Source organism: Psychrobacillus syltrankelensis (genome assembly GCF_055454035.1).
In genome coordinates this window covers 1,212,791-1,232,711 of record NZ_CM144227.1, presented here as the reverse complement: position 1 = coordinate 1,232,711, position 19,921 = coordinate 1,212,791, and the positions used below count along the sequence as shown (strand labels likewise).

The 19,921-nt window shown below is 35.5% G+C and carries 20 protein-coding genes and 1 pseudogene; 15 read left to right on the top strand and 6 right to left on the bottom strand.

The features are described 5' to 3' along the window. The first annotated feature begins 237 nt into the window (after window positions 1-237). The 5 genes from ACTSKG_RS06260 (at window position 238) to ACTSKG_RS06240 (ending at window position 4,676) form a co-directional block, all read left to right on the top strand. Window positions 238-525: a DUF5316 domain-containing protein gene (locus tag ACTSKG_RS06260; protein ID WP_464757276.1), complete on the top strand. Its 288-nt coding sequence runs from the start codon at window positions 238-240 to the stop codon at window positions 523-525. Between the two features lie 431 nt (window positions 526-956). After that, window positions 957-1,469, top strand: coding sequence for a GNAT family N-acetyltransferase (locus ACTSKG_RS06255; protein WP_464757275.1), 513 nt, complete (start codon window positions 957-959; stop codon window positions 1,467-1,469). Between the two features lie 170 nt (window positions 1,470-1,639). Next, window positions 1,640-2,128, top strand: coding sequence for a DUF4358 domain-containing protein (locus ACTSKG_RS06250; RefSeq protein ID WP_464757274.1), 489 nt, complete (start codon window positions 1,640-1,642; stop codon window positions 2,126-2,128). 6 nt (window positions 2,129-2,134) lie between these two features. After that, on the top strand, window positions 2,135-3,520 hold the full coding sequence (locus ACTSKG_RS06245) for an MBOAT family O-acyltransferase (RefSeq protein WP_464757273.1): 1,386 nt from the start codon (window positions 2,135-2,137) through the stop codon (window positions 3,518-3,520). Window positions 3,521-3,533: 13 nt separating this feature from the next. Beyond that, window positions 3,534-4,676, top strand: a complete 1,143-nt coding sequence (locus ACTSKG_RS06240; protein ID WP_464757272.1) for a DHHW family protein — start codon at window positions 3,534-3,536, stop codon at window positions 4,674-4,676. A 415-nt stretch (window positions 4,677-5,091) separates the two neighbouring features. Here the strand turns inward: ACTSKG_RS06240 and ACTSKG_RS06235 are convergent, their stop codons facing one another. Then, entirely contained in the window at window positions 5,092-5,307 is a 216-nt protein-coding gene (locus tag ACTSKG_RS06235) for a YciI family protein (protein WP_464757983.1), read from the bottom strand. Between the two features lie 267 nt (window positions 5,308-5,574). On the opposite strand from ACTSKG_RS06235, the gene ACTSKG_RS06230 reads away from it, so the two are divergent. Then, window positions 5,575-7,029: an alanine/glycine:cation symporter family protein gene (locus ACTSKG_RS06230; protein ID WP_464757271.1), complete on the top strand. Its 1,455-nt coding sequence runs from the start codon at window positions 5,575-5,577 to the stop codon at window positions 7,027-7,029. Between the two features lie 578 nt (window positions 7,030-7,607). Here the strand turns inward: ACTSKG_RS06230 and ACTSKG_RS06225 are convergent. Beyond that, window positions 7,608-8,531, bottom strand: a complete 924-nt coding sequence (locus tag ACTSKG_RS06225; RefSeq protein ID WP_464757270.1) for a hypothetical protein — start codon at window positions 8,529-8,531, stop codon at window positions 7,608-7,610. A 236-nt stretch (window positions 8,532-8,767) separates the two neighbouring features. Beyond that, window positions 8,768-9,040 (bottom strand): small, acid-soluble spore protein, alpha/beta type, encoded by a 273-nt coding sequence (locus ACTSKG_RS06220; protein ID WP_464757269.1) that lies wholly within the window; start codon window positions 9,038-9,040, stop codon window positions 8,768-8,770. Window positions 9,041-9,198: 158 nt separating this feature from the next. On the opposite strand from ACTSKG_RS06220, the gene ACTSKG_RS06215 reads away from it, so the two are divergent. The 3 genes from ACTSKG_RS06215 to splB all read left to right on the top strand — a co-directional run bounded on the left by ACTSKG_RS06215 (window position 9,199) and on the right by splB (window position 11,361). Beyond that, entirely contained in the window at window positions 9,199-9,387 is a 189-nt protein-coding gene (locus tag ACTSKG_RS06215; protein WP_464757268.1) for a hypothetical protein, read from the top strand. Window positions 9,388-10,094: 707 nt separating this feature from the next. Next, window positions 10,095-10,319, top strand: a complete 225-nt coding sequence (locus tag ACTSKG_RS06210) for a transcriptional regulator SplA domain-containing protein (protein ID WP_464757267.1) — start codon at window positions 10,095-10,097, stop codon at window positions 10,317-10,319. A 13-nt stretch (window positions 10,320-10,332) separates the two neighbouring features. Further along, a complete protein-coding gene (gene splB / locus ACTSKG_RS06205) occupies window positions 10,333-11,361 on the top strand; it encodes a spore photoproduct lyase (RefSeq protein WP_464757266.1) in 1,029 nt (342 codons plus the stop codon). A gap of 21 nt (window positions 11,362-11,382) precedes the next feature. On the opposite strand, the gene ACTSKG_RS06200 is transcribed toward splB, so the two are convergent. Beyond that, a complete protein-coding gene (locus ACTSKG_RS06200; RefSeq protein ID WP_464757265.1) occupies window positions 11,383-11,880 on the bottom strand; it encodes a DUF4188 domain-containing protein in 498 nt (165 codons plus the stop codon). A 12-nt stretch (window positions 11,881-11,892) separates the two neighbouring features. Next, on the bottom strand, window positions 11,893-12,657 hold the full coding sequence (pgeF, locus tag ACTSKG_RS06195) for a peptidoglycan editing factor PgeF (RefSeq protein WP_464757264.1): 765 nt from the start codon (window positions 12,655-12,657) through the stop codon (window positions 11,893-11,895). A 201-nt stretch (window positions 12,658-12,858) separates the two neighbouring features. On the opposite strand from pgeF, the gene ACTSKG_RS06190 reads away from it, so the two are divergent. After that, window positions 12,859-13,797, top strand: coding sequence for a Gfo/Idh/MocA family protein (locus ACTSKG_RS06190; RefSeq protein ID WP_464757263.1), 939 nt, complete (start codon window positions 12,859-12,861; stop codon window positions 13,795-13,797). Between the two features lie 21 nt (window positions 13,798-13,818). Continuing rightward, window positions 13,819-13,980: pseudogene (locus ACTSKG_RS06185) on the top strand (sodium:alanine symporter family protein); the annotation flags it as partial. 169 nt (window positions 13,981-14,149) lie between these two features. On the opposite strand, the gene ACTSKG_RS06180 reads toward ACTSKG_RS06185, so the two are convergent. Then, window positions 14,150-14,302 (bottom strand): YjcZ family sporulation protein, encoded by a 153-nt coding sequence (locus ACTSKG_RS06180; protein ID WP_464757262.1) that lies wholly within the window; start codon window positions 14,300-14,302, stop codon window positions 14,150-14,152. Window positions 14,303-14,817: 515 nt separating this feature from the next. Between ACTSKG_RS06180 and ACTSKG_RS06175 the strand changes: the two genes are divergently transcribed. The 4 genes from ACTSKG_RS06175 (at window position 14,818) to ACTSKG_RS06160 (ending at window position 19,866) form a co-directional block, all read left to right on the top strand. Continuing rightward, on the top strand, window positions 14,818-15,714 hold the full coding sequence (locus tag ACTSKG_RS06175; RefSeq protein WP_464757261.1) for a LysR family transcriptional regulator: 897 nt from the start codon (window positions 14,818-14,820) through the stop codon (window positions 15,712-15,714). An 89-nt stretch (window positions 15,715-15,803) separates the two neighbouring features. After that, complete coding sequence (locus ACTSKG_RS06170; protein ID WP_464757260.1) at window positions 15,804-16,640, top strand: YitT family protein; 837 nt, start codon at window positions 15,804-15,806, stop codon at window positions 16,638-16,640. Between the two features lie 841 nt (window positions 16,641-17,481). Continuing rightward, window positions 17,482-17,901 (top strand): hypothetical protein, encoded by a 420-nt coding sequence (locus ACTSKG_RS06165; protein ID WP_464757259.1) that lies wholly within the window; start codon window positions 17,482-17,484, stop codon window positions 17,899-17,901. Window positions 17,902-18,306: 405 nt separating this feature from the next. Continuing rightward, window positions 18,307-19,866, top strand: a complete 1,560-nt coding sequence (locus ACTSKG_RS06160; RefSeq protein ID WP_464757258.1) for a glycoside hydrolase family 10-like protein — start codon at window positions 18,307-18,309, stop codon at window positions 19,864-19,866. Window positions 19,867-19,921: the final 55 nt, after the last annotated feature.

Sequence of the window (19,921 nt, the reverse complement as noted above, 5' to 3'; positions counted from 1 at the left end):
GTGGCACAATAAACCTATTTTACGTAAACTACATAGGCTTTTCATTATGTAGAGAAAATCGGATGTATGCTCCTTCTTTTAACAATATGTGGTTGTTCTAATTAATATACTAGGAGAGGCAAAGGCGTAGTATTTATAATAGTTAGATAATAAAGTTCTAAATATGATAAAATTTATTTGATATGGATTAATTTTCTACAAGAGGTATTGATAAAACTTGATATGGGGGTGAAATAAATGAAGTATTTACTTTTTGGAATTGGTATTTCATTCTTAAGTTTAGTTGTAGCCCTCATTACAGATGATTGGTCTTTACTCTATAAGATTACTGGAATAGTAGGTGCTATTTGTTTAGGAATAGCAGGTTTGCTGTCAGGTTCGTTTGTAAGTGGAGATCAATTTGCAAGAAATTACAATTCTGAATCACAAGAAGACCGTTTCAATCGAATTTCTAACGTAAGTAAGATACTAATGATCGGTGCACCAAATATTATTACTGCAATTACTGTTCTCTATTTAAGATAAATGAATATTGGTAACACTTTATAATAGAGTGGCGATTCAATCAATAGAAGAGGGTGAATAAATGAGATTAATATTACCAAAAGAATATAATAAGTTCTTTTATACCATTTTTCCAATTATTCTGATCTTGGTAACCATCTATAACATATTTTATGATTGGAAATTTCAATTATATCTTTTCAATGAATTGGAAGATGTCGGATCGCTGTTGTTTGTCCTTATTTTAAGTTTTTTTCAGAGCGCATTATATACATTCAGTTTATGGATATTTATTATTTTACTAAAAAAAATGAAGGAAATAATGAGGCTAAGCAGGGGTAAACTTTAAGTTCTATGTGCACTGATATCTGATTAAAGAAACAGCTTTGGTAGATGGTTTTACCACAACACTACCAAAGCTGTAGATACTTATTTTTAAGGGAGTTAAGATAATGCATATTGAAACCGAAAGATTATTAATACGCAAATTTGAATTAAAAGATTGGAAAGCTGTACATGAGTATACATCTGACATTAATGTGATGAAGTATATTCCGGAAGGGGTTTTTTCTGAAAAAGATGTGCTGGATTTTATAAACAAAAACATCTCCGAAAAACCCGAGAAATTTCCTGTTGTATTAAAGGATGGAAATATCCTTATTGGGCATATAGCATTTCATAAATGGTTTGATGAACATACTTACGAGATCGGTTGGGTGTTTAACCTAAAATATTACAATAAAGGATATGCAACAGAAGCAGCACATGCTGTATTGAAATATGGATTTGAGAAAATGACATTACATAGGGTAATTGCAACATGCCAGCCCGAGAACATTCCATCCTATCGAATTATGGAGAAGATCGGAATGAGAAAAGAAGGATACTTTAAGAAGAGTATACCAATGGATAATGAGTGGTGGGACGAGTATTTTTACGCAATTTTAGAAGAGGAATGGAAGTAAGCGAATAGACATTTATTAAACATAAATTCTTTCTAAGTAGATCTAGATTAGGAAATACTTTTCAATTAGACATATATCCAAGGTTATTGGTTTTATTTTGTAACCTAACTAAACTTCATCCGTCTACTCTCTTTGTAGTCCAGTTTTAAGAAAAAGGAGAGTACATAGTAATGAAAAAAAGAATGATTTTTCTTATGTTAACAATCGTATTAGCCTTGGTGGTGATCGCAGGGTGTTCTAAAGATAAGCCATCTACAATCGAGTCGAAGTTATCTGTAAAAGAAATGGCAGATCAAATGGTGAAGGAAGTGGAACAACCTGCATTAATCGAATTGCAATCAGATCAAGTGAAGGATTTTTATAATCTAGACACTGAGAAGCTGGAAGAATATTCGATTAGAATACCAATGATGAACGTGAAGACAAATGAAATAGCTATTTTGAAGGTGAAAGATGCTAAAGATGTTCCAGCTGTTGAATCAGCAGTAAAAGAAAGAGCGGAAAATGTGAAGAAGCAATTTGAGCATTATCTTCCTGATCAATATGAGAATGCTAAAAATTATAAACTCGTAACGAAAGGCAACTATGTGTTATTGGTCATCTCCGATAAAGCAGACGAGCTGGTAAAAGTTTACGATAGTTTCTTCGATCAAAAATAAGCGGCTATGGTATTCAGCAGCCTTCTTTTCTTATTTTTGTTCCTACCGGCAGTTCTTGTTTTATATTATTGTTCACCAAGACGGATTAGAAATCTAATTTTATTTTTAACGAGTCTTATCTTCTATGCTTGGGGAGAACCGATTTACATCATAATTATGTTGGTGTCTACTCTCACGGATTTTAGCTTTGGTTTGTTGCTTGACAGACCTAAGTTAACTCCTAAAAAACGAAAGTGGATTGTCGCATTTTCTATCATCATTAATCTCGCATTGTTATCTTATTTTAAATACGCAGATTTTCTAATTCAAAATGTCAATACGATGTTAGGTACGAAGATTCCTTTAACCGAACTTCCATTACCCATCGGGATATCATTTTACACGTTTCAATCTATGTCTTACATAATAGACGTGTATAGAGGAACAGCTAAAGCACAGCGGAATTGGATTGACTTTGGAACGTTTGTCGCCTTGTTTCCTCAATTAGTTGCTGGTCCAATCGTGAAATATAACACTATTGCGGAACAACTTCACAAACGATCGGAAACTATCCAGATGTTCGCTGAAGGTGTTCGACGATTTACTATCGGTATGGCTAAAAAGGTGCTACTTGCCAACAATATCGGTTTGCTTTGGCACACCATCTCTAACTCAAATCCAGCTTCGATGACAGTATTAACGGCTTGGCTTGGCATCATAGCATTTGCCTTCCAAATCTATTTTGATTTTAGCGGTTATTCCGATATGGCTATAGGACTTGGCCTCATGTTTGGATTTCGTTTTAACGAGAATTTTAACATGCCATATATTGCAGAGAGTATTACCGACTTCTGGAGGAGATGGCATATCTCTCTCAGCAGTTGGTTTCGAGAATACGTCTACATTCCGCTTGGTGGGAACCGGCGTGGATTAGCCATCCAAATGCGAAATATACTTATCGTTTGGTTGCTTACGGGCTTCTGGCATGGAGCAAGTTGGAATTTCATATTTTGGGGGTTGTATTTTGGCGTCATACTCGTTATTGAAAAGTGGTGGGGGTTAAAGCTACTACTTTGCCTACCACGTTGGGTAAGGCACTTTTATGCAATCATACTTATTCTAATTGGTTGGGTATTGTTCGCATTTGAGGATCCGTCCTTAATCGTTCATTATTTTAGTGCGATGGCAGGATTCAATCACCAACCTCTTTGGAATAATGAGACATTTTACTTTTTTTATACGAACGGGCTTTTGCTTTTAGTTTTGATTATCGCATCTGTGCCTATAAAGAAATCGTCAAGAATGAATGAATTGTCTCTTATTCATCTTGTTTGGTATGGATTTCTATTTGTTCTTTCCATCGCCTATTTGGTAGATGCAACTTTTAACCCGTTTTTATATTTTCGTTTTTAGGAGGTAGAAAATCATGAAGCAGAATGCAGAGCGATTATTGGTGTTTGGGTTTGTCGGAACGCTGTTTCTCCTCTCTTTACTCTTTTTCATTTTGCCTCATCAACGATTCTCCGAATTAGAAAATAGATATTTACAAGGCGCACCACATCTAACCTGGGAAAACTTATTGTCCAATAAATATTCAGAAGATGGGGAGCGTTTTGTAACGGACCATTTTCCTTTTAGGAACAAATGGCTGTCGGTAAAATCAGCGGCTGAAAAACTACGGCTACAGCAAGAGAATAACGGAATCTATTATGGGAAAGACGACTATTTATTTGAAAAGTTTTTAGAACCTGATTACAAAAAGATTCAGCAATATACAGACTCGGTAAATCAATTTTCAAGCAACCACCCGGAAGTGAATATGAGCTTCATGCTTGCACCAACATCGGTAGGCATTTATCCTGAAAGACTACCTTGGTTAGCACCTTCGTATTCACAAAAGAAGGTAAATCAATTTATCGGTGATCACTTGAGGAACGGGATAACGTTTATGAACGGCTTTGATTTCCTGAGTCCTCATGCTTCTGAACCGATTTATTATAGGACTGATCATCACTGGACGACATATGGAGCGTATTTGGCGTATGTTGCTTATGCGGAGCAGAAAGGATGGCTTCCTCTTCCCCAGAAAGATTTTATGATTCAAACAGTGAGTAAATCGTTTCTTGGGAGTTATCAGACAAGGAGTCAGTTTAGTGGGTTAACCCCTGATACCATCCAGGTCTATAATCCTCGTAAACCAAGCCCTACAGAGATGTATATTGCGGATACAAATCAAACAATGACGAACATGTATGATCCGAGCTTTCTTGCAAAGAAGGATCAATATTCCTATTTCCTAGGCGGTGTTCATGCTTTAATGAAGCTTACCACCAAGCTTGAATCGGCTCAAATTGACCAAGATAAACTGTTAGTTATTAAAGATTCTTATGCACATAGCGTAATTCCTTTCCTTACAAGACATGTACCTGAAATTCACGTTATTGACATTCGATATTATAACGGCAGCATCTCGGAGTATATTTCTAAAAATGGGATAAAAAATGTTTTATTTTTATTTAACACATCTACTTTGGTAGGCGATACTTCTCTTTTGAAACTAAATAATTAGAAATAGGATGATTCAGAATAATTAGAATTTCGAGCTTTCGACCATGGAATTAGACATATGAACAACAATTTCTATGAAACCATAAGTTTACATAAAAAAGGTTATCAAATAGGGCAGTGTATTGCCGATTTGATAACCTTTTATCTCAGAAAGTATGTGAATACCGTTAATGCATTATGTCTTTGCATATTTCAAGAAGGCGACGGACAAACATCCGCCATAAGATTACCAAAAAAATGGCTCGTGAAGTGAAGAAATCACTTCACGAGCTAAATTACTACGGTAATAATGTAGTCAAAATTTTTTTTGCGACGAGTAACCGCAGGAGCATGTGTTTCGTCCAAAACATCCTGGAAATAGTAAAGACAAATTGCACTTAAAATAACGCTTTCGTTTTTCTTATTTAGGCATTAATTTATTTTTTGTATAAAGCAACTCTGTACGGAAATAATTGAGCTTCCATCATCCCGGTTTTTACAGCAGGGTCATTATTCATAAGTTCTATAGCTTCTTCCTCAGTATCTACTTCTAAAATGACGATTCCAATTGGATCCGTGTTCAAAGTTCTACCTGCTAAAAGAAGCTTTCCTTCTTCTTGTAAAGTTTGCAATACTTCGAAATGATGTTGGATAATAGAATTTTCTTAATCGGTCCAACTAGCTTGGTCTATCAGAGAAGGAATGAGTTTAAGGTGGTATAAAAATTGTAATTTTTCCATTAGCGTTCCCCTTAAAATCGTAATGTAAAAAGTTATTTCATTATTATTGTATCAAACTTAGGTTAATAGTTTTATATGAAGAGTATAGGTAATATATTATTTTCATCAATAGGTTAAATACTCAGTCTATTAGTCATATACTTAAAATGATATAAAAGCTTTTATTAGGATAGGGGGATTATGTTGGAGCAATTGGTAGGATGGTTGAATAATGTGTTGTGGAGTTCTCCAATCATTTATTTGTCGCTTGGAGTAGGTGTGTTATTTTCTATTATGACTCGTTTTATGCAAGTTAGATTAGTAAAAGACATGGTAAAGCTACTATTTAAAGGGGAAAAGTCGGAGGCAGGTATTACTTCTTTCCAAGCAATGTCTGTAGCTTTATCAGGCCGTGTGGGAACAGGAAATATTGCAGGAACTGCGACAGCTATCGCGTTTGGAGGTCCAGGAGCAGTATTCTGGATGTGGGCGATTGCTTTTCTTGGAGCAAGCACTGCATATGTAGAATCTACATTGGCACAGATTTATAAAGTAAAACAGGATGGGGAATATCGTGGGGGACCAGCATATTATTTTGAAAAAGGTATAGGGAAAAAATGGTACGGGGTTCTTTTTGCTGTTTCCTCTGTACTAGCTATGGCGTTGTTAATGCCTGGTGTACAGGCTAACTCGATTGCATTAGGGCTTGAAAATGCATTTGGCATGAATACTGTGATTACTGCTATTATTATTGTTTTACTTCTTGGCTTTATTATTTTTGGAGGAATAAAAAGGATTGCTAACACCGCTCAATTAGTTGTACCATTTATGGCTATTGGTTATGTCCTCGTTTCACTAATTGTTATTGCACTTAATATTACTGAATTACCTAATATATTTGTTCTAATTTTTAAAAGTGCATTTGGTATGGATGCTGCATTTGGTGGTATTGTTGGAATGGCTATATCGTGGGGAGTAAAACGAGGAATCTATTCTAATGAAGCTGGGCAGGGATCTGGAGCACATGCTGCGGGTGCTGCAGAAGTATCGCATCCAGCAAAACAAGGAATTGTTCAAGCATTTTCCGTTTATATCGATACATTAATTGTCTGTTCAGCAACTGCTTTTATGATTTTAATTACCGGAATGTATAATACGATTAGACCAGATAACAGCTTTATTGTGCAACGACTCGGTGATTTAGAACCGGGTCCTGGATATACACAAGCAGCTGTAGAGTCGGTATTACCTGGATTTGGAGCAGGCTTTGTCGCAATTGCTTTATTCTTCTTCGCATTTACGACAATTATGGCTTACTATTATATTGCTGAAACAAACATTGCTTATTTGACGAGAAAAACGAAATCCAAATTACCAATGTTATTGGTTAAAATCGTACTGTTAGGTGCCACTTTCTATGGAAGTATTAAAACAGCATCAGTTGCATGGGACATGGGAGATGTCGGTTTAGGAATTATGGTATGGCTCAATTTAATTGGAATATTAATACTCTTTAAACCTTCCATGATTGCGTTAAAAGATTATGAGAAACAGAAAAAGTTAGGTAAAGATCCGGTATTTCGTCCAGAATCACTTGGAATTAAACATGCTGATTTCTGGGAGACAGAAGAGTATCGTAAAAAATATCTAGAGTAAAAGACGAGAAATTAGTGCATCAATCCAAATTTGATGCACTAATTTCTTTATTTCCATGAAATATTCTTTCCTATTATTGAATGAAATGAGTTTATATAAAAAACAAAACTGTTCATAAAAGACAGAGAAAAAACAAGTCGGGGAGTTACTATTTTATTCAGAAACCTTTTTCCGTTTTTCGATTGAGTAAATTATTATTACTACTTCCTCCTAAAACATATATTTTATACAACTGAGTTAATTTCATAAATAGCATGTAATTATTAAAACACGAACAATGATTATTTGTTGATTGGAGCGACAGGCGGCGACTCCAGCGGGATGAGTGAGACAGATGAGACATCGCAAACGACGCAAATGCGGCGGTGATGGCTCATCGCTCACCCCGCGGAAAGCGTCCGCCGATAGCGGAAATCATGCTGATCTATGAAGAGTATATGATACATGTTTAACAGTTTCACTTTAATATTGTTCGTGTTTTATGCTCTAATTTTAAACTATGAAATTGATTCAACTAATAGGAATAAATAAGAAAATAAAAAACATGCCATCGATATTTCCGATGACATGTTTTAGCGTTATTGCAGAATATTTCGTGCTGATTCGTTTTTGTGTGCTGTTTTTGAAGTTGCGTTTATGACCGATGCATCTACATTAGAGGCACCGTCTAAATGTGTTTTTGTTGACAATTCATTTGATAAGTTATGCTCATTTGAAGTAGCATCTTGAGTTTTAGAAGAAGTAGAAGCTGATTTCTCATTTCCTGTATTTGCGTTTGCATTTTTTTGATTATTTGAGGTACCACTTGAAGCATTCTTATTATTTCCATTAGTATTTGAAGCACCAATTGCTCTAGCCGCTTGCTCTCCACCTTTATTCGTTTGACCGTTTGTTTGTGCTCCGGTCATGCTTGCTACATCGTTCATTATTTGCCCAACTTGTGATACAAACGTTTTGGCTTTGTTTTCATTTGTTTGAGCTGTAGCTCCACTCGTCATATGTTGGGCAGAATTTCCACTCGCCTGAACATTATTGCTGCTTTCAGAATTTTGTCCTGCACCGCTATTCATCCTTTGAGTACCAACCTTATTTTGAGCATAAGTCGGTTCATTTCCACCAGTAAACATTTGTACGATATTTCCAACCATCTGCATAAAGTTTCCACTCATTTGTCTATTGCTGCCTTTTGAAACACCTTGTCCAGATTGTGAAGCGTTATTTTTTTGCGTTTGGGAACCAGCTAATGCATCTTGATGATAGTTTTGGCTTTTCATTTTTTGTATCATATTACTATTCCTTATTGAATCGTTCATTGCTTTTCTTGGGCAAAACTTTGTTGCTCCTTCAGCTGCTGACATTGAGCCTAATAAAACGAGCAATTGTCCACTTTTGCTTTTCGAATCACGCATAAGTCGTATTGTACCAAATGCAGTCATCATTGAACCTAACATGAATCGGTTGTACGCACTTCTTGAACTAATGTTTTGTTGTGTTTGTGCCATCTTTGTAGAACCTCCTGTCGAATTTTCAACTGCTGCAATACAACTTTTGAGTAAAGACAACATAATTAACACGGATGAAAGGTAACATTTAGAATCCAGGGAATTGAATTCTTTGTACAAGATTGGAAATACTGAAATAGAATTTATGGGCAAATGCTTATCTATTTCAGCCTTATAATCCCCAATTCTCCGCTGTTTATGCGTCTCAACTAAGACCGGAATATGGAGTGGCTGTACTATTTTTTTAACAATTGTTCTTGTGCCATTCGAATCATTTCTTTCACCATATTTCCACCTATCGATCCACCTATTTTTCCGGCATTTTCAGCAGTAATTTTGCCATTATAGCCTCTATTCAATGGAATATTCAGTTCATCGGCAATTTCGTATTTTACATTTTCAGGATTGTTAATATCCACATTGTAACCAATGTCTTTCATAACTCTTGCCTTGAGTTTATCTAATTCTTCCCGAGCAGATGGTACCAATATTTTATTTCTATTTGCCATATTACTTCACTCCTTTTATAATTTATTCTTTCCTTAAAATTAAAATTTACTCTTTTGCTTACAATGTAACACTTTTTATAGGACGTATTTTGGGATTTAAAGTAATGGTTTGTTATAATAGGGTTTTTATAGAAGTTTAAAAAGAAAGAGTGATAATTTTGAATAGGGAAAAAATATTAAGTTTGTATTTATTATGGGTCCTAGTATTATTAATTGAGATTGGCTGGCTTTATTATGTAACTCGTCTACAAAATTCAGTTGAAGAAATTACATTTGTGGTATCTATTATTGCAGTAACACTTGCAGTTGGTGCTGTGGGGATAAAAATTTTTAAAAGTAGTGAATAATATAAGGAAGTTTAGTAGATATACGACAGGCTTCTCATGCTTTTTCACTCACGTTATTGGTAATCTTAACTAATTTTTTTATAATAAACCGCGCTTTCCTCTTGGTTTCCTTCTTTTTAATCTTATTGAGTATCGATGATTATAATGTTTGATACAAAAATAATTTCCCCTTTCAAAATGAGAGGAAACGCTAAACAGCTTTCTTAATTCGACGTTATATTTTCCGGGAAATATTAAATTTTAGATTTTTGCATAAACAATTACTTGTACAGTCTTCAAGCTTTAGGACTTACAGAGTTATTTCTAGAAGAGAATGAGCAATCGATTTACTAGTATTATAGGATGTTGAATATAAACGAACTCTACAAATATAGTTGCAACAGAGATTGAAAATCACAGTTTAGAAGAAAGATATAGGTTTAATGTAGTTGGGAGTGGTTTCCAAGGTCTTGGGGCTATTTAAGAGGTTAAAGAGTTGCTGCAGGAATTTAACCAACAAAAAATCTTAAGGTAACAGGTATTAGCTTAATTTGCCTTTGATTGAAGGTTGGACTCAAGTCATCGGAGCAAGTCTGGAAGTTATGTATTAACTTAGTGGTAGTACTTTCTAACCGGTTTTTTTTTTTTTGTACCAATAAATCAAACTGCAAAGACATAATTTTCTCGTGATTAGCCAAGCTAATAAAAACCACGAAGAAGGTGATGACATGCATAGCGATTACAATGCGGGAGATATTGTTTATATTTTTTATCGAAATCCACATATCCAGAGTGTTGCAAATATACAGGAAGCGGCTGTTGTAAATAACCCGGATAATCCGAACGAATTAGCGCTTTTTCTTTATGAAACTTATTACCCTTTAACAACTGAACTGGCCATATATGCAAATGCAACAGATGCTGAACAAGCGTATCACCAGTATTTTCATTAAAAGGGAGGTAAACATGAAGAAACCATTTACACCACAGCTTGTATATTTTGAACCCAATGCCTTGGAATATCCCCTTGGAAAAGAACTAAAAGAGAAGTTTGAAAAGATGGGTGTTGAAATTAGGTATACAACTTCCCATAATCAAGTTCGAGATCTTCCGGGGGAAAATGATTTTCAAAAATATCGAATTGCAAAGTCAACACTTGTAGTCGGAATTCGGAAAACCCTTAAGTTTGATACGTCCAAGCCTTCTGCTGAATATGCTATTCCTTTTGCAACAGGTTGTATGGGGCATTGTCATTATTGCTATTTACAAACAACAATGGGAAGCAAGCCATACATTCGTACATATGTGAATGTGGATGAAATTCTAGAAGCTGCCGATCATTATATGATGGAACGTGCGCCTGATATCACTCGATTTGAAGCATCTTGTACATCTGATATTGTAGGAATCGATCATTTAACCCACACATTGAAAAGAGCGATCGAACACTTTGGTCAAAGCGAACTTGGTAGGTTGAGATTTGTAACAAAATTTCATTATGTTGATCATTTACTGGATGCCAAGCATAACGGAAAGACCAGATTTCGATTCAGTGTGAATGCCGATTATGTCATTAAAAACTTTGAACCCGGAACATCTCCTTTGGCTAATCGAATAGAGGCAGCAGGCAAAGTAGCGAGAGCTGGATATCCTCTTGGCTTTATCGTAGCTCCTATCTACCTCCATGAAGGGTGGGAGGAAGGGTATTATCATATGTTTGAGCGTCTTGATGCGGAACTTCCTATGGATGTAAGAGATGATATTACATTTGAGTTTATTCAACATCGTTTTACAAAACCTGCTAAAAAAGTGATTGAAAAGAATTATCCGATGACTAAGTTAGAATTGGATGAATCCGTAAGAAGATATAAATGGGGAAAGTATGGAATAGGTAAATACATTTATCAAAAAGAGGAAGAAGAAGATATAAAAGAACATCTTTACGGCTATATGGAAAAATTTTTTCCGAATGCAAAACTAGAATATTTTACATGAAATGAACAAAAGCACATCAATTTAACTTGATGTGTTTTTCTTATCATTTTTTTCTAGCCGTTTTCGAGCGGAGTTGCGTTCAGCTGTAATAGGTACATGCTTCATGGCCTTTCCCAAACCATATAGAGGCATATTTCCATACACTGTCTCGTAATTTCCTTTTTTTAGGTCATAGGTTTCGTGGTAAATTCCGACTGCGTCATTGTTACCGATTTTTTTATTAAAATTCTTCCATGCTGTCAAGTGTTTGTCGCCATTCGCATAGGCAAGCAGATGTTCAGTCGAACGCCAATATTGAATCATTACCGTAGTTCTAAGGCCAAAATAGCTTTCCATGGACAAAAAGCCTAACGCTTCTTTGTTCATATATAGCTCTTTAATCATTCCAGGCATTGCATTAAATACCGGAAGCCACTTATTCACGGCTAGTCGCTTGTTAATCCTCATCCCAATAATAAAAACTACAATATACTCGTTATTTTCCGTTGTGTAACGCCCAGTGAAAATCTGTTTAGCCATTCAATGCTCCTCTCAATCACTTTTTCTCATAATAAAACTCAAATGTCTTCCACTTTGTTTGTCTTGACGATAAGAGAAGCCATCTGGATTTAAATAAGTACAGGTCGGATCAATCATAATTCGTTCAGACGGGATGCCTGCCAGCTCACATTGCTTTTTCACGGTTTGCTGATTGTCAATGTGATACTTGTGGGTTTTGTCATTGTAATAAATAAAATCGTCTGAATAGCCAAGAAGTTTGAATTTAACATAAACATCTTCATCAACCTCAAATTTTTCCTGGCTAAGCGCAGCACCAATCTGGACATACAAATCGCTTGGATTACAATGTTCTTCTTGTTTTAAATGTTCAAATAGTTTCAAAGTAATTTCTTTAACTGTACCTTGCCATCCTGAATGAATTACTCCAATGAGGCCATTTGATTCACTGTAAAAAATTACTGGTACACAATCGGCAGTAAAGCTGCATAATAATAGATTTGGCTCATACGTATACAGAGCGTCTGTTTCCGCAATAGCGGAATCCATTTGATCGGCACCTCTCCCTTTGTCATCCAGAGTAACTCGGTGAAAATTGGAGCTATGTGTTTGATTTGCACAAACAAAGGTGTCTAATCCAATATCTAAGAAAGTAGCTAATTTCTTTCGATTTTCTATTACATTTTCAATTGTTTCACAGACATGAAGAGCCATGTTATTATTTTCAAATTCCGTTTCATCTTTCATGGTTATTCCTGATATAAATTTCTCATTATTTAAGTATATGTTTGTTTTCATTTAATCACCTAATATTAATATATATTAGTGAAATGAAGGTGTATAGGTAAGTATATGATTGGTGAGTAAATTTTTGAATAAAATAGAAAATTTAATAGAGGAAGACTAATTATATATGGTAAAATTAGGTGAGAGAAATCAGATATTCTTCTAAAGTGACTGGTTGCATATTATATAAATACATAAGAGAGAGTGTGTGTTATGACTAAAACTACTTTTGCGTTAATTGGAACAGGTGTTGTTGGGGAGCGAATTATTAATCAAATTTTGGCTCATCCTAACTGCGAAATTGTATCTGTTTACGATGAAAATAAAACAAGACTTAAGGAAATTTCAACAAAATATCAAATTACTGCTTCTGAAACGTTAGATGAGCTATTTAAATTACAACCAAATTGGGTTTATATTGGGACACCACCTGTAAGTCATGCTCCTTTGGCAGAACAAATAGCTGCACACGGTTTGAATATTCTTTCTGAAAAGCCACTGGCACATGATGCTCAAGATGGCATGCGGATGGTAAAAGCTGCAGCTGAAGCTAAAGTACATACTGCAATGCATTTTCCGTTAATGTATAGTCCTATTGTACATAGTCTAAAAAAAGCAGTGACAACAGATTCACTTGGCGATATTGTTCGCATTGAGCTACAAACATACTTTCCACACTGGCCGAGAAAATGGCAACAAAATCCATGGATAGCCTCAAGAGAGCAAGGAGGGTTCATAAGAGAAATATTTCCACATTATCTTCAAGTCCTGTATCATCTATTTGGTGATTTTACTATTTCTTCACATGAGACGAACTATCCAAAAAATGAAGAACTATGCGAAACAGGTGTGACAGCTTTGGCTAAAACTGAAAGTGGTATACCAATAGTTTTAAATAGCTTGTCAGGTATTGGACAGGAAGAACTTCTAGAATTTAAAGTTTTTGGAACAAAAAAAGTTATGACAATCCGTAATTGGTCAGAACTCTGGGAAAGCGAAACAGATCAAAAAGCTACTCAACATATTCCAAAAAGTAAGCCTGAAAGTCTTTTGGATGCGTGTCATAGTTTAATAAATGGTAAGGAGTCCCTAATCGTATCATTTGAAGAAGGCTTAAAGGTACAAAATTGGATAGATCATTTACTAAAATAGGAACCTCCGCTTTACCGTTTCGCTGTACTTGGCATGGTTATATTTGGTGAAATTGTAATGGTAATTATTGTTTGGAACTTGGCAGACTTAGTCATTGGAATGATGGCGATATTTATAACGGTAATTGGTAAAGTTGCCTTTAAAGACGATTACCCAAGCAACGCCAAAAAGCTAAAGTTGTAATTAGCGATGACCTACATCTCTGCCCAAGTCTGTCCAAAGCTCTCCGGAAACTAAGATGGTTGTACTTAAAGGTTTATTACGTAAAGAACTACTGTATTTCAGTACATGCAAAAAAGACAGGCATAACAACCTGTCTCGATGTACTAAAAATGTTGGAAAGCTTATTTTATTAACAGCAAGCACCGCCATATCCACCGTATCCACCGCCATATCCACCGTATCCATTAAAGGCAGCAGCTGCAATAATTATCAAAAGAATAAACAGGACAATAATTAATGCGAATCCGTTCCCTGTACCATATCCTCCAACTGTTCCACTCATATCGTACACCTCCTATATATGGAATAATACATTTTATGTTCTTATAAAATGTTCGTCTAATTCATTTGCTCAGTATTAAGAAAATAATTTAATACCTCTGGAGGCACAGCTCGGGTGGTGTGATGTGCCATTCAGTTATAAATAGGATATTCAAATTTTTATAAATTACAAGTGCGTATATCACGATAATGGATTAATAAAAAAATTAAAAAAGTTGTCCTTATTAAATACTAACAAAACAGTTCGACTATGACTTTCGGCAGGAGATAATGCATAAAAATCTCGACTTAATGTCAAAAAAATTGAGAGAGGTTCTTCCATAAAAAAAGAGCCCTTAAAGCATTTTTTGTATTTAGTTTACTTACCCTAATATTTTGAATGATTTTAATTAGAATAATTCATTTCATTAATTTCGTTTCAGAGCTTATAATATCCGTTGGAAGTAAATAATCTCGTCTTTCAGTTCTGATTCCTATACAATATGAGGAATATTATTCGTATAGGAGGAAATGACAATGGAGCTTCGTAATCTAAAGACCTTTTTGGTTGTTGCCAAATGTGGAGGATTTACCCGAGCTGGTGAACAGTTGGGCTATACACAATCGACAGTAACTAATCATATTAGAGCGCTGGAGGAAGCTGTTGGGAATCGCCTTTTTGAACGCCTAGGAAAAACGGTTGTATTAACAGATGCCGGAACACATTTAGCGTCGTACGCAAAGGAAATATTACAACTTTACCAGGAAGCAGTAGATTCTTCGCGGTTAAACAAAGAGCCTTCAGGTACGGTATTAATTGGTGCAAATGAATCCCTAATGGTATATAGGTTGCCAACTATCCTGTATGAGTTTAAAAGGATGTACCCGAATGTCCATCTTATTTTGCAACCGTCTGAAAGCCAAGAGCTTAACAATGAGCTGAAATCTGGAAAATTTGATTTGGCGTTATTTACGAATCCTGAAAAACTAGGGTCAGAAATATTCACTAGTGATTTAGTAAAAGAGACATTAGTAATGATTGCCCCGCCAGGACACCATTTATGTGACAAGAGCGTTATCACTCCATTCGATTTGGAGGGTGAAGTGTTGCTGTTAACGGAGACGGGTAGTTATCGGGATTTGCTAGAAAGATGGATTAAAGAAGAGGGCATAGGTTGTTCTCGAATCGCTTTTTGGAACATCGAGGCCATTAAACAATCAGTAAAGTGCGGCTTGGGCCTGTCTTATCTTCCATTGATGACAGTGAGGGATGAACTGGAGCGTGGCAGTTTAATAGCATTGCCTTGGGTTCACAGCGAGGAATTTGTGACTACCCAACTTGCATATCACAAAGATAAGTGGCTGACGCCAGCAATGAATAAATTAATTGAAATAATCGAGAAACACGCAAAGAAATGGGAGTCGGAAGACTGACAGTAAAGTACATAAAGTGGCGTTTGGCCGAATTGCGGCCGAACGCTCTATTTTTTGAGCGGGTCAACTTGTAGGAGGAATTACATAAAATGGCACCACAACGTTTTAAAGAAATATTTTTAATCATCGTAGGTTCTTTATTATTTGCGATTGGTATTAACTACTTTGCAATTCCATATCGTTTATCCGAAGGGGGTGTCATTGGCGTAACCGTTATTACATACTATTTATTCCAATGGTCTCCTGGTGTTGTAAACCTTATTATTAATGCTGTTCTTTTGGCAATTGGTTATAAGTTTTTCGATAAAAAGACCATGATTTATACAGTTCTTGGAATAATTTCTTCCTCATTTTTTCTGTTCATCACGGAAGATGTGGGACATCGATTGAATGGGGATACTTTGCTTGCTGCTCTATTCTCAGGGGTATTTGTAGGACTTGGTCTTGGCCTGATGTTTAGGGCGGGTGGAACTTCAGGCGGATCCGCCATTCTAGCACGTTTAGCCAATCAATATTTAGGCTGGAGTTTAGGAAAAGGCGTCCTCGTCATTGATATTATCGTTATTGGGGGTTCTGTATTTATCATTGGCCAAGAAAAAGCCATGTACACACTTGTTGCTGTGTTCCTGGGATCAAAAGTAATTGATTATGTAATTGAAGGACTGAATAACCGGACGGCAGTGACTATCATTTCTGAACACTCAGAAGCAATCCGTCAGTTTATAGTAAAAAACATGACACGAGGTGTGACAATTCTAGAAGGGCGCGGGGGCTATAGTCAGGATCAAAAAGAAGTCCTCTATATAGTCATCAACCAACAGGAACTAGTCCAATTGAAACAAACCATCAGCAGCGTAGACGAACAGGCATTTGTCGTCGTCCATGATGTCAGAGATGTATTGGGCAGCGGTTTTAGTGTAAGTTGATTTTTTAGAGGCTCAGTTCCTACTGTTTCACTGATTCTTAAATAAACAACACATGTGTACTTTTGCTAATAGAATGAGAGATAGACGATGGAAGTGAATAGTTCACTTTCATCGTTTCTTTTTTTCTCGACGCCAGTAAAGATACTCTCTAAATTCATGATATTATAGAAGGCTTTCCAATCATAGAGAAGCTGAGTTAAAGTCGATTGTATTAAATTGTTGGTATCGTATTGACTCAGAGGATATCATGGAAACGGCATGAAATAATCTTGTGATTGTAGCAACTCCAATTCGTTTTTTTTAACTCTTTCGCTAGATCGTCTCTCGCTTTAAAGTTCCCCTTTGTCCTAGCTTCTCTTCATTCATACATATCTGAAGACCAACAAGCAATGTCTGCATCAAGTTTTCTAGTGAAATTACTCTACAGATCCTTCCTAACAGCCACTTAAGCTGATGAGCTTAAAAAAATTAGCAAATAGCATTTTACATCCTTCAATTGATTTACCCTCTTATAACTCCCGTCTTACAATAAAATGGTAAAACGAAATACAAAATTTTTATATTTTTTTTATAATTTTTTCTGCCAGGATATCCCTATCAAAATAGTTCTGTTCGATTTCCTGATACATATCAGGTGATAATGGTTTAATTTTCCTCGAATTGGGTAAAGTTTGGTATAGAGGTTAAATCCAACCATATGGTGCATCCCCATTCGAATTTTGTTTCATTATCAATTTGTATTATGAAGTGTTTATTCTAAAAGCTAGCGAATATAGTAATGTAATGAATTACGGGTGACCTAAGGGAGTTAAAAAGAATTGAAACCGAAAGAGGTGGACAAATGAGCTTTAAGATTGGCATACTTATTTGTTTAATTTTAATGGGGGTAATAGCATGTGTTACCTACTATCTAGGGAAAAAGGTATCCAATAGCCTAATAAAATATATTCCAGTCTTTTCTTTTGCTGTTGGTGTGCTTTTTCTATATATCAAACTCAACTTTATTTCCTATAAACCAAATTCCATCGACAGCATCCTCGATACGATTGCAATTATTATCCTTATAATTTTATGTAGTATTGCTCTCATAGAAGCAGTTATAGTTGATATTGTTGAAAGTAGGAAATTATTTAGGGCAAGCCAAATGGCTATTCGAAAGGCATTAAAAATAGTAGATGTAAATAAATCATTTAGGTTTAAAATGCCGAGTGGTATTGTTAAAAAAGTTAAAGGCTTATACAGAGCCGATCAGATAAAATAATTAGATAAGCTATTAATGGAAGGCTAAAAAGCTTAAGTTTTTTGACATATATAATATACATTCTACTCTTACATCATTCATGTTTTGCTTTTCAGTACGGATAATATGAAGATAAAACCTTGATTGGCTAACTGCTAATCAAGGTTTTTTTAGTGATGCTATGACAAATTTGTTACTTTGTCATCAATCTCTCCCTGTGTCAGAAACAATTCAGAATAGTGTCGAAGTTGTGCGTGACATGGGAACACAAGTTATTCTCTTGCATATAGTCCATTTTATTCAGGAGGTTAGTACCAATACATGATATAATTGGATAAAGAAGATACCCTAGCCATATAAAAACGCTAAAAAGGAGGCACTGATAAGTTTCTGGAAGGGAATTACAATGAAAAGGAAGATTCTAAGATGAAAAAAAATCTTTTTAAAGTTTTATCAGTTGCCATATCACTCATATTATTAATTTCAATACTACCTGTACCAGTTAAAGGAGAAAGTGTGACAGCTCCTAAGAATGAAATGAGAGCAGCTTGGATTGCAACCGTTCAGAATATCGATATGAAACCAGGAATGAATGCAGTTAAATATACTGCTTGGGTACGGCAAACATTAGATCAATTGAAAGCCAATAATTTCAATGCAGTCATTTATCAAGTAAAACCAACAAATGATACTTTATATCCTTCAAAGTTTGCGCCATGGTCATCTTATATAACAGGGGGAAAACAAGGAAAGAACCCTGGTTATGATCCTTTATTAATTATGCTTGATGAAGCGCACAAGCGTGGCATGGAGCTGCATGCATGGATCAACCCTTATCGAGTAACCATGCCGGGACAATCATTAGCAAGTCTTGCACCTAATAATGTAGCTCGCACAAGTCCTAACTGGGTAGTTAAATATGGGAAGCAATACTATTTGAACCCTGGTCTTCCTGAAGTGCAAAACTATTTAATTTCTACAGTTAAAGAATTAGTAGCTAATTATGATATTGATGCAGTTCATATGGATGATTATTTTTATCCCTATAAAATAAAAAATGAAGTTTTTCCTGATCAAGCAACGTTCAAAAAGTATGGAAAGTCATTCAAAAAAGTGGACGATTGGCGCCGAGATAATGTAAACCAACTTGTTAAAAAAATATATTCATCTATTAAAACGACTAAATCAGATGTGCAATTTGGGATTTCACCATTTGGAGTGTGGCGTAATCAATCAATGGACCCAACCGGAAGCAATACACGGGCAAGTGTAACTAATTATGACGACTTATATGCAGACACAAGACAATGGATTAAAGACGGCAGTATTGATTATATTACACCACAAATCTATTGGTCTAATACATTATCAGTAGCTAAATATTCAACTCTATTAGAATGGTGGAGTTATGAAGTAGAAACGTATGCTAACGTGCATCCCGTTAATCTATATATTGGTGTAGCTGATTATAAAGTTGGTCTTGATGCCGATAAAGCATGGAAAAATAAAATGGAGTTACCAAATCAAGTGATTGCAAACAGGTCAAGCGAAATTGCAACGGGGCAGATGCACTTTTCCTTAAGAAGCGTTCAAAAAAATCTGCTTGGCTATGCAACAATTCTAAATCAACAACTTTATAATTATACCGCTTTAACTCCAGCAACTTCATGGAACAACACTGATCAACCATTGGAGCCAACATTAGTACAAGCTAACAAGGTCGCAGATGGAATGAAGATAGTTATCCAAGATCAAAATAGTATACAACCAAGAAAATATGTAATTTATCGCTTTGAAGGAAACGAAGTTGAATCGTATCAAAATCCGCGAAACATAGTAGATGTTGTCTATAATTCTAAAGGGAATACGGTATTTTTAGATAAGACAGCAAACCAAAACAAACAATATACATATGGAATTACTTCTTTATCAGCCACTGGTGTTGAGAGTATGGATGCATATGTTGTAGAAGGAGGGAGTAATTAGTCGATAGGGTTCCATTAAAACAAGAGGCTGTCACCAAAAGTCATTCATAATGACT

Coding starts and splice junctions, on each gene's coding strand:
- ACTSKG_RS06260 (WP_464757276.1), top strand. CDS start 238: ATGAAGTATTTACTTTTTGGAATTGGTATTTCATTCTTAAGTTTAGTT.
- ACTSKG_RS06255 (WP_464757275.1), top strand. CDS start 957: ATGCATATTGAAACCGAAAGATTATTAATACGCAAATTTGAATTAAAA.
- ACTSKG_RS06250 (WP_464757274.1), top strand. CDS start 1,640: ATGAAAAAAAGAATGATTTTTCTTATGTTAACAATCGTATTAGCCTTG.
- ACTSKG_RS06245 (WP_464757273.1), top strand. CDS start 2,135: ATGGTATTCAGCAGCCTTCTTTTCTTATTTTTGTTCCTACCGGCAGTT.
- ACTSKG_RS06240 (WP_464757272.1), top strand. CDS start 3,534: ATGAAGCAGAATGCAGAGCGATTATTGGTGTTTGGGTTTGTCGGAACG.
- ACTSKG_RS06230 (WP_464757271.1), top strand. CDS start 5,575: ATGTTGGAGCAATTGGTAGGATGGTTGAATAATGTGTTGTGGAGTTCT.
- ACTSKG_RS06225 (WP_464757270.1), bottom strand. CDS start 8,531: ATGGCACAAACACAACAAAACATTAGTTCAAGAAGTGCGTACAACCGA.
- ACTSKG_RS06220 (WP_464757269.1), bottom strand. CDS start 9,040: ATGGCAAATAGAAATAAAATATTGGTACCATCTGCTCGGGAAGAATTA.
- ACTSKG_RS06210 (WP_464757267.1), top strand. CDS start 10,095: ATGCATAGCGATTACAATGCGGGAGATATTGTTTATATTTTTTATCGA.
- splB (WP_464757266.1), top strand. CDS start 10,333: ATGAAGAAACCATTTACACCACAGCTTGTATATTTTGAACCCAATGCC.
- ACTSKG_RS06200 (WP_464757265.1), bottom strand. CDS start 11,880: ATGGCTAAACAGATTTTCACTGGGCGTTACACAACGGAAAATAACGAG.
- pgeF (WP_464757264.1), bottom strand. CDS start 12,657: ATGAAAACAAACATATACTTAAATAATGAGAAATTTATATCAGGAATA.
- ACTSKG_RS06190 (WP_464757263.1), top strand. CDS start 12,859: ATGACTAAAACTACTTTTGCGTTAATTGGAACAGGTGTTGTTGGGGAG.
- ACTSKG_RS06180 (WP_464757262.1), bottom strand. CDS start 14,302: ATGAGTGGAACAGTTGGAGGATATGGTACAGGGAACGGATTCGCATTA.
- ACTSKG_RS06175 (WP_464757261.1), top strand. CDS start 14,818: ATGGAGCTTCGTAATCTAAAGACCTTTTTGGTTGTTGCCAAATGTGGA.
- ACTSKG_RS06170 (WP_464757260.1), top strand. CDS start 15,804: ATGGCACCACAACGTTTTAAAGAAATATTTTTAATCATCGTAGGTTCT.
- ACTSKG_RS06165 (WP_464757259.1), top strand. CDS start 17,482: ATGAGCTTTAAGATTGGCATACTTATTTGTTTAATTTTAATGGGGGTA.
- ACTSKG_RS06160 (WP_464757258.1), top strand. CDS start 18,307: ATGAAAAAAAATCTTTTTAAAGTTTTATCAGTTGCCATATCACTCATA.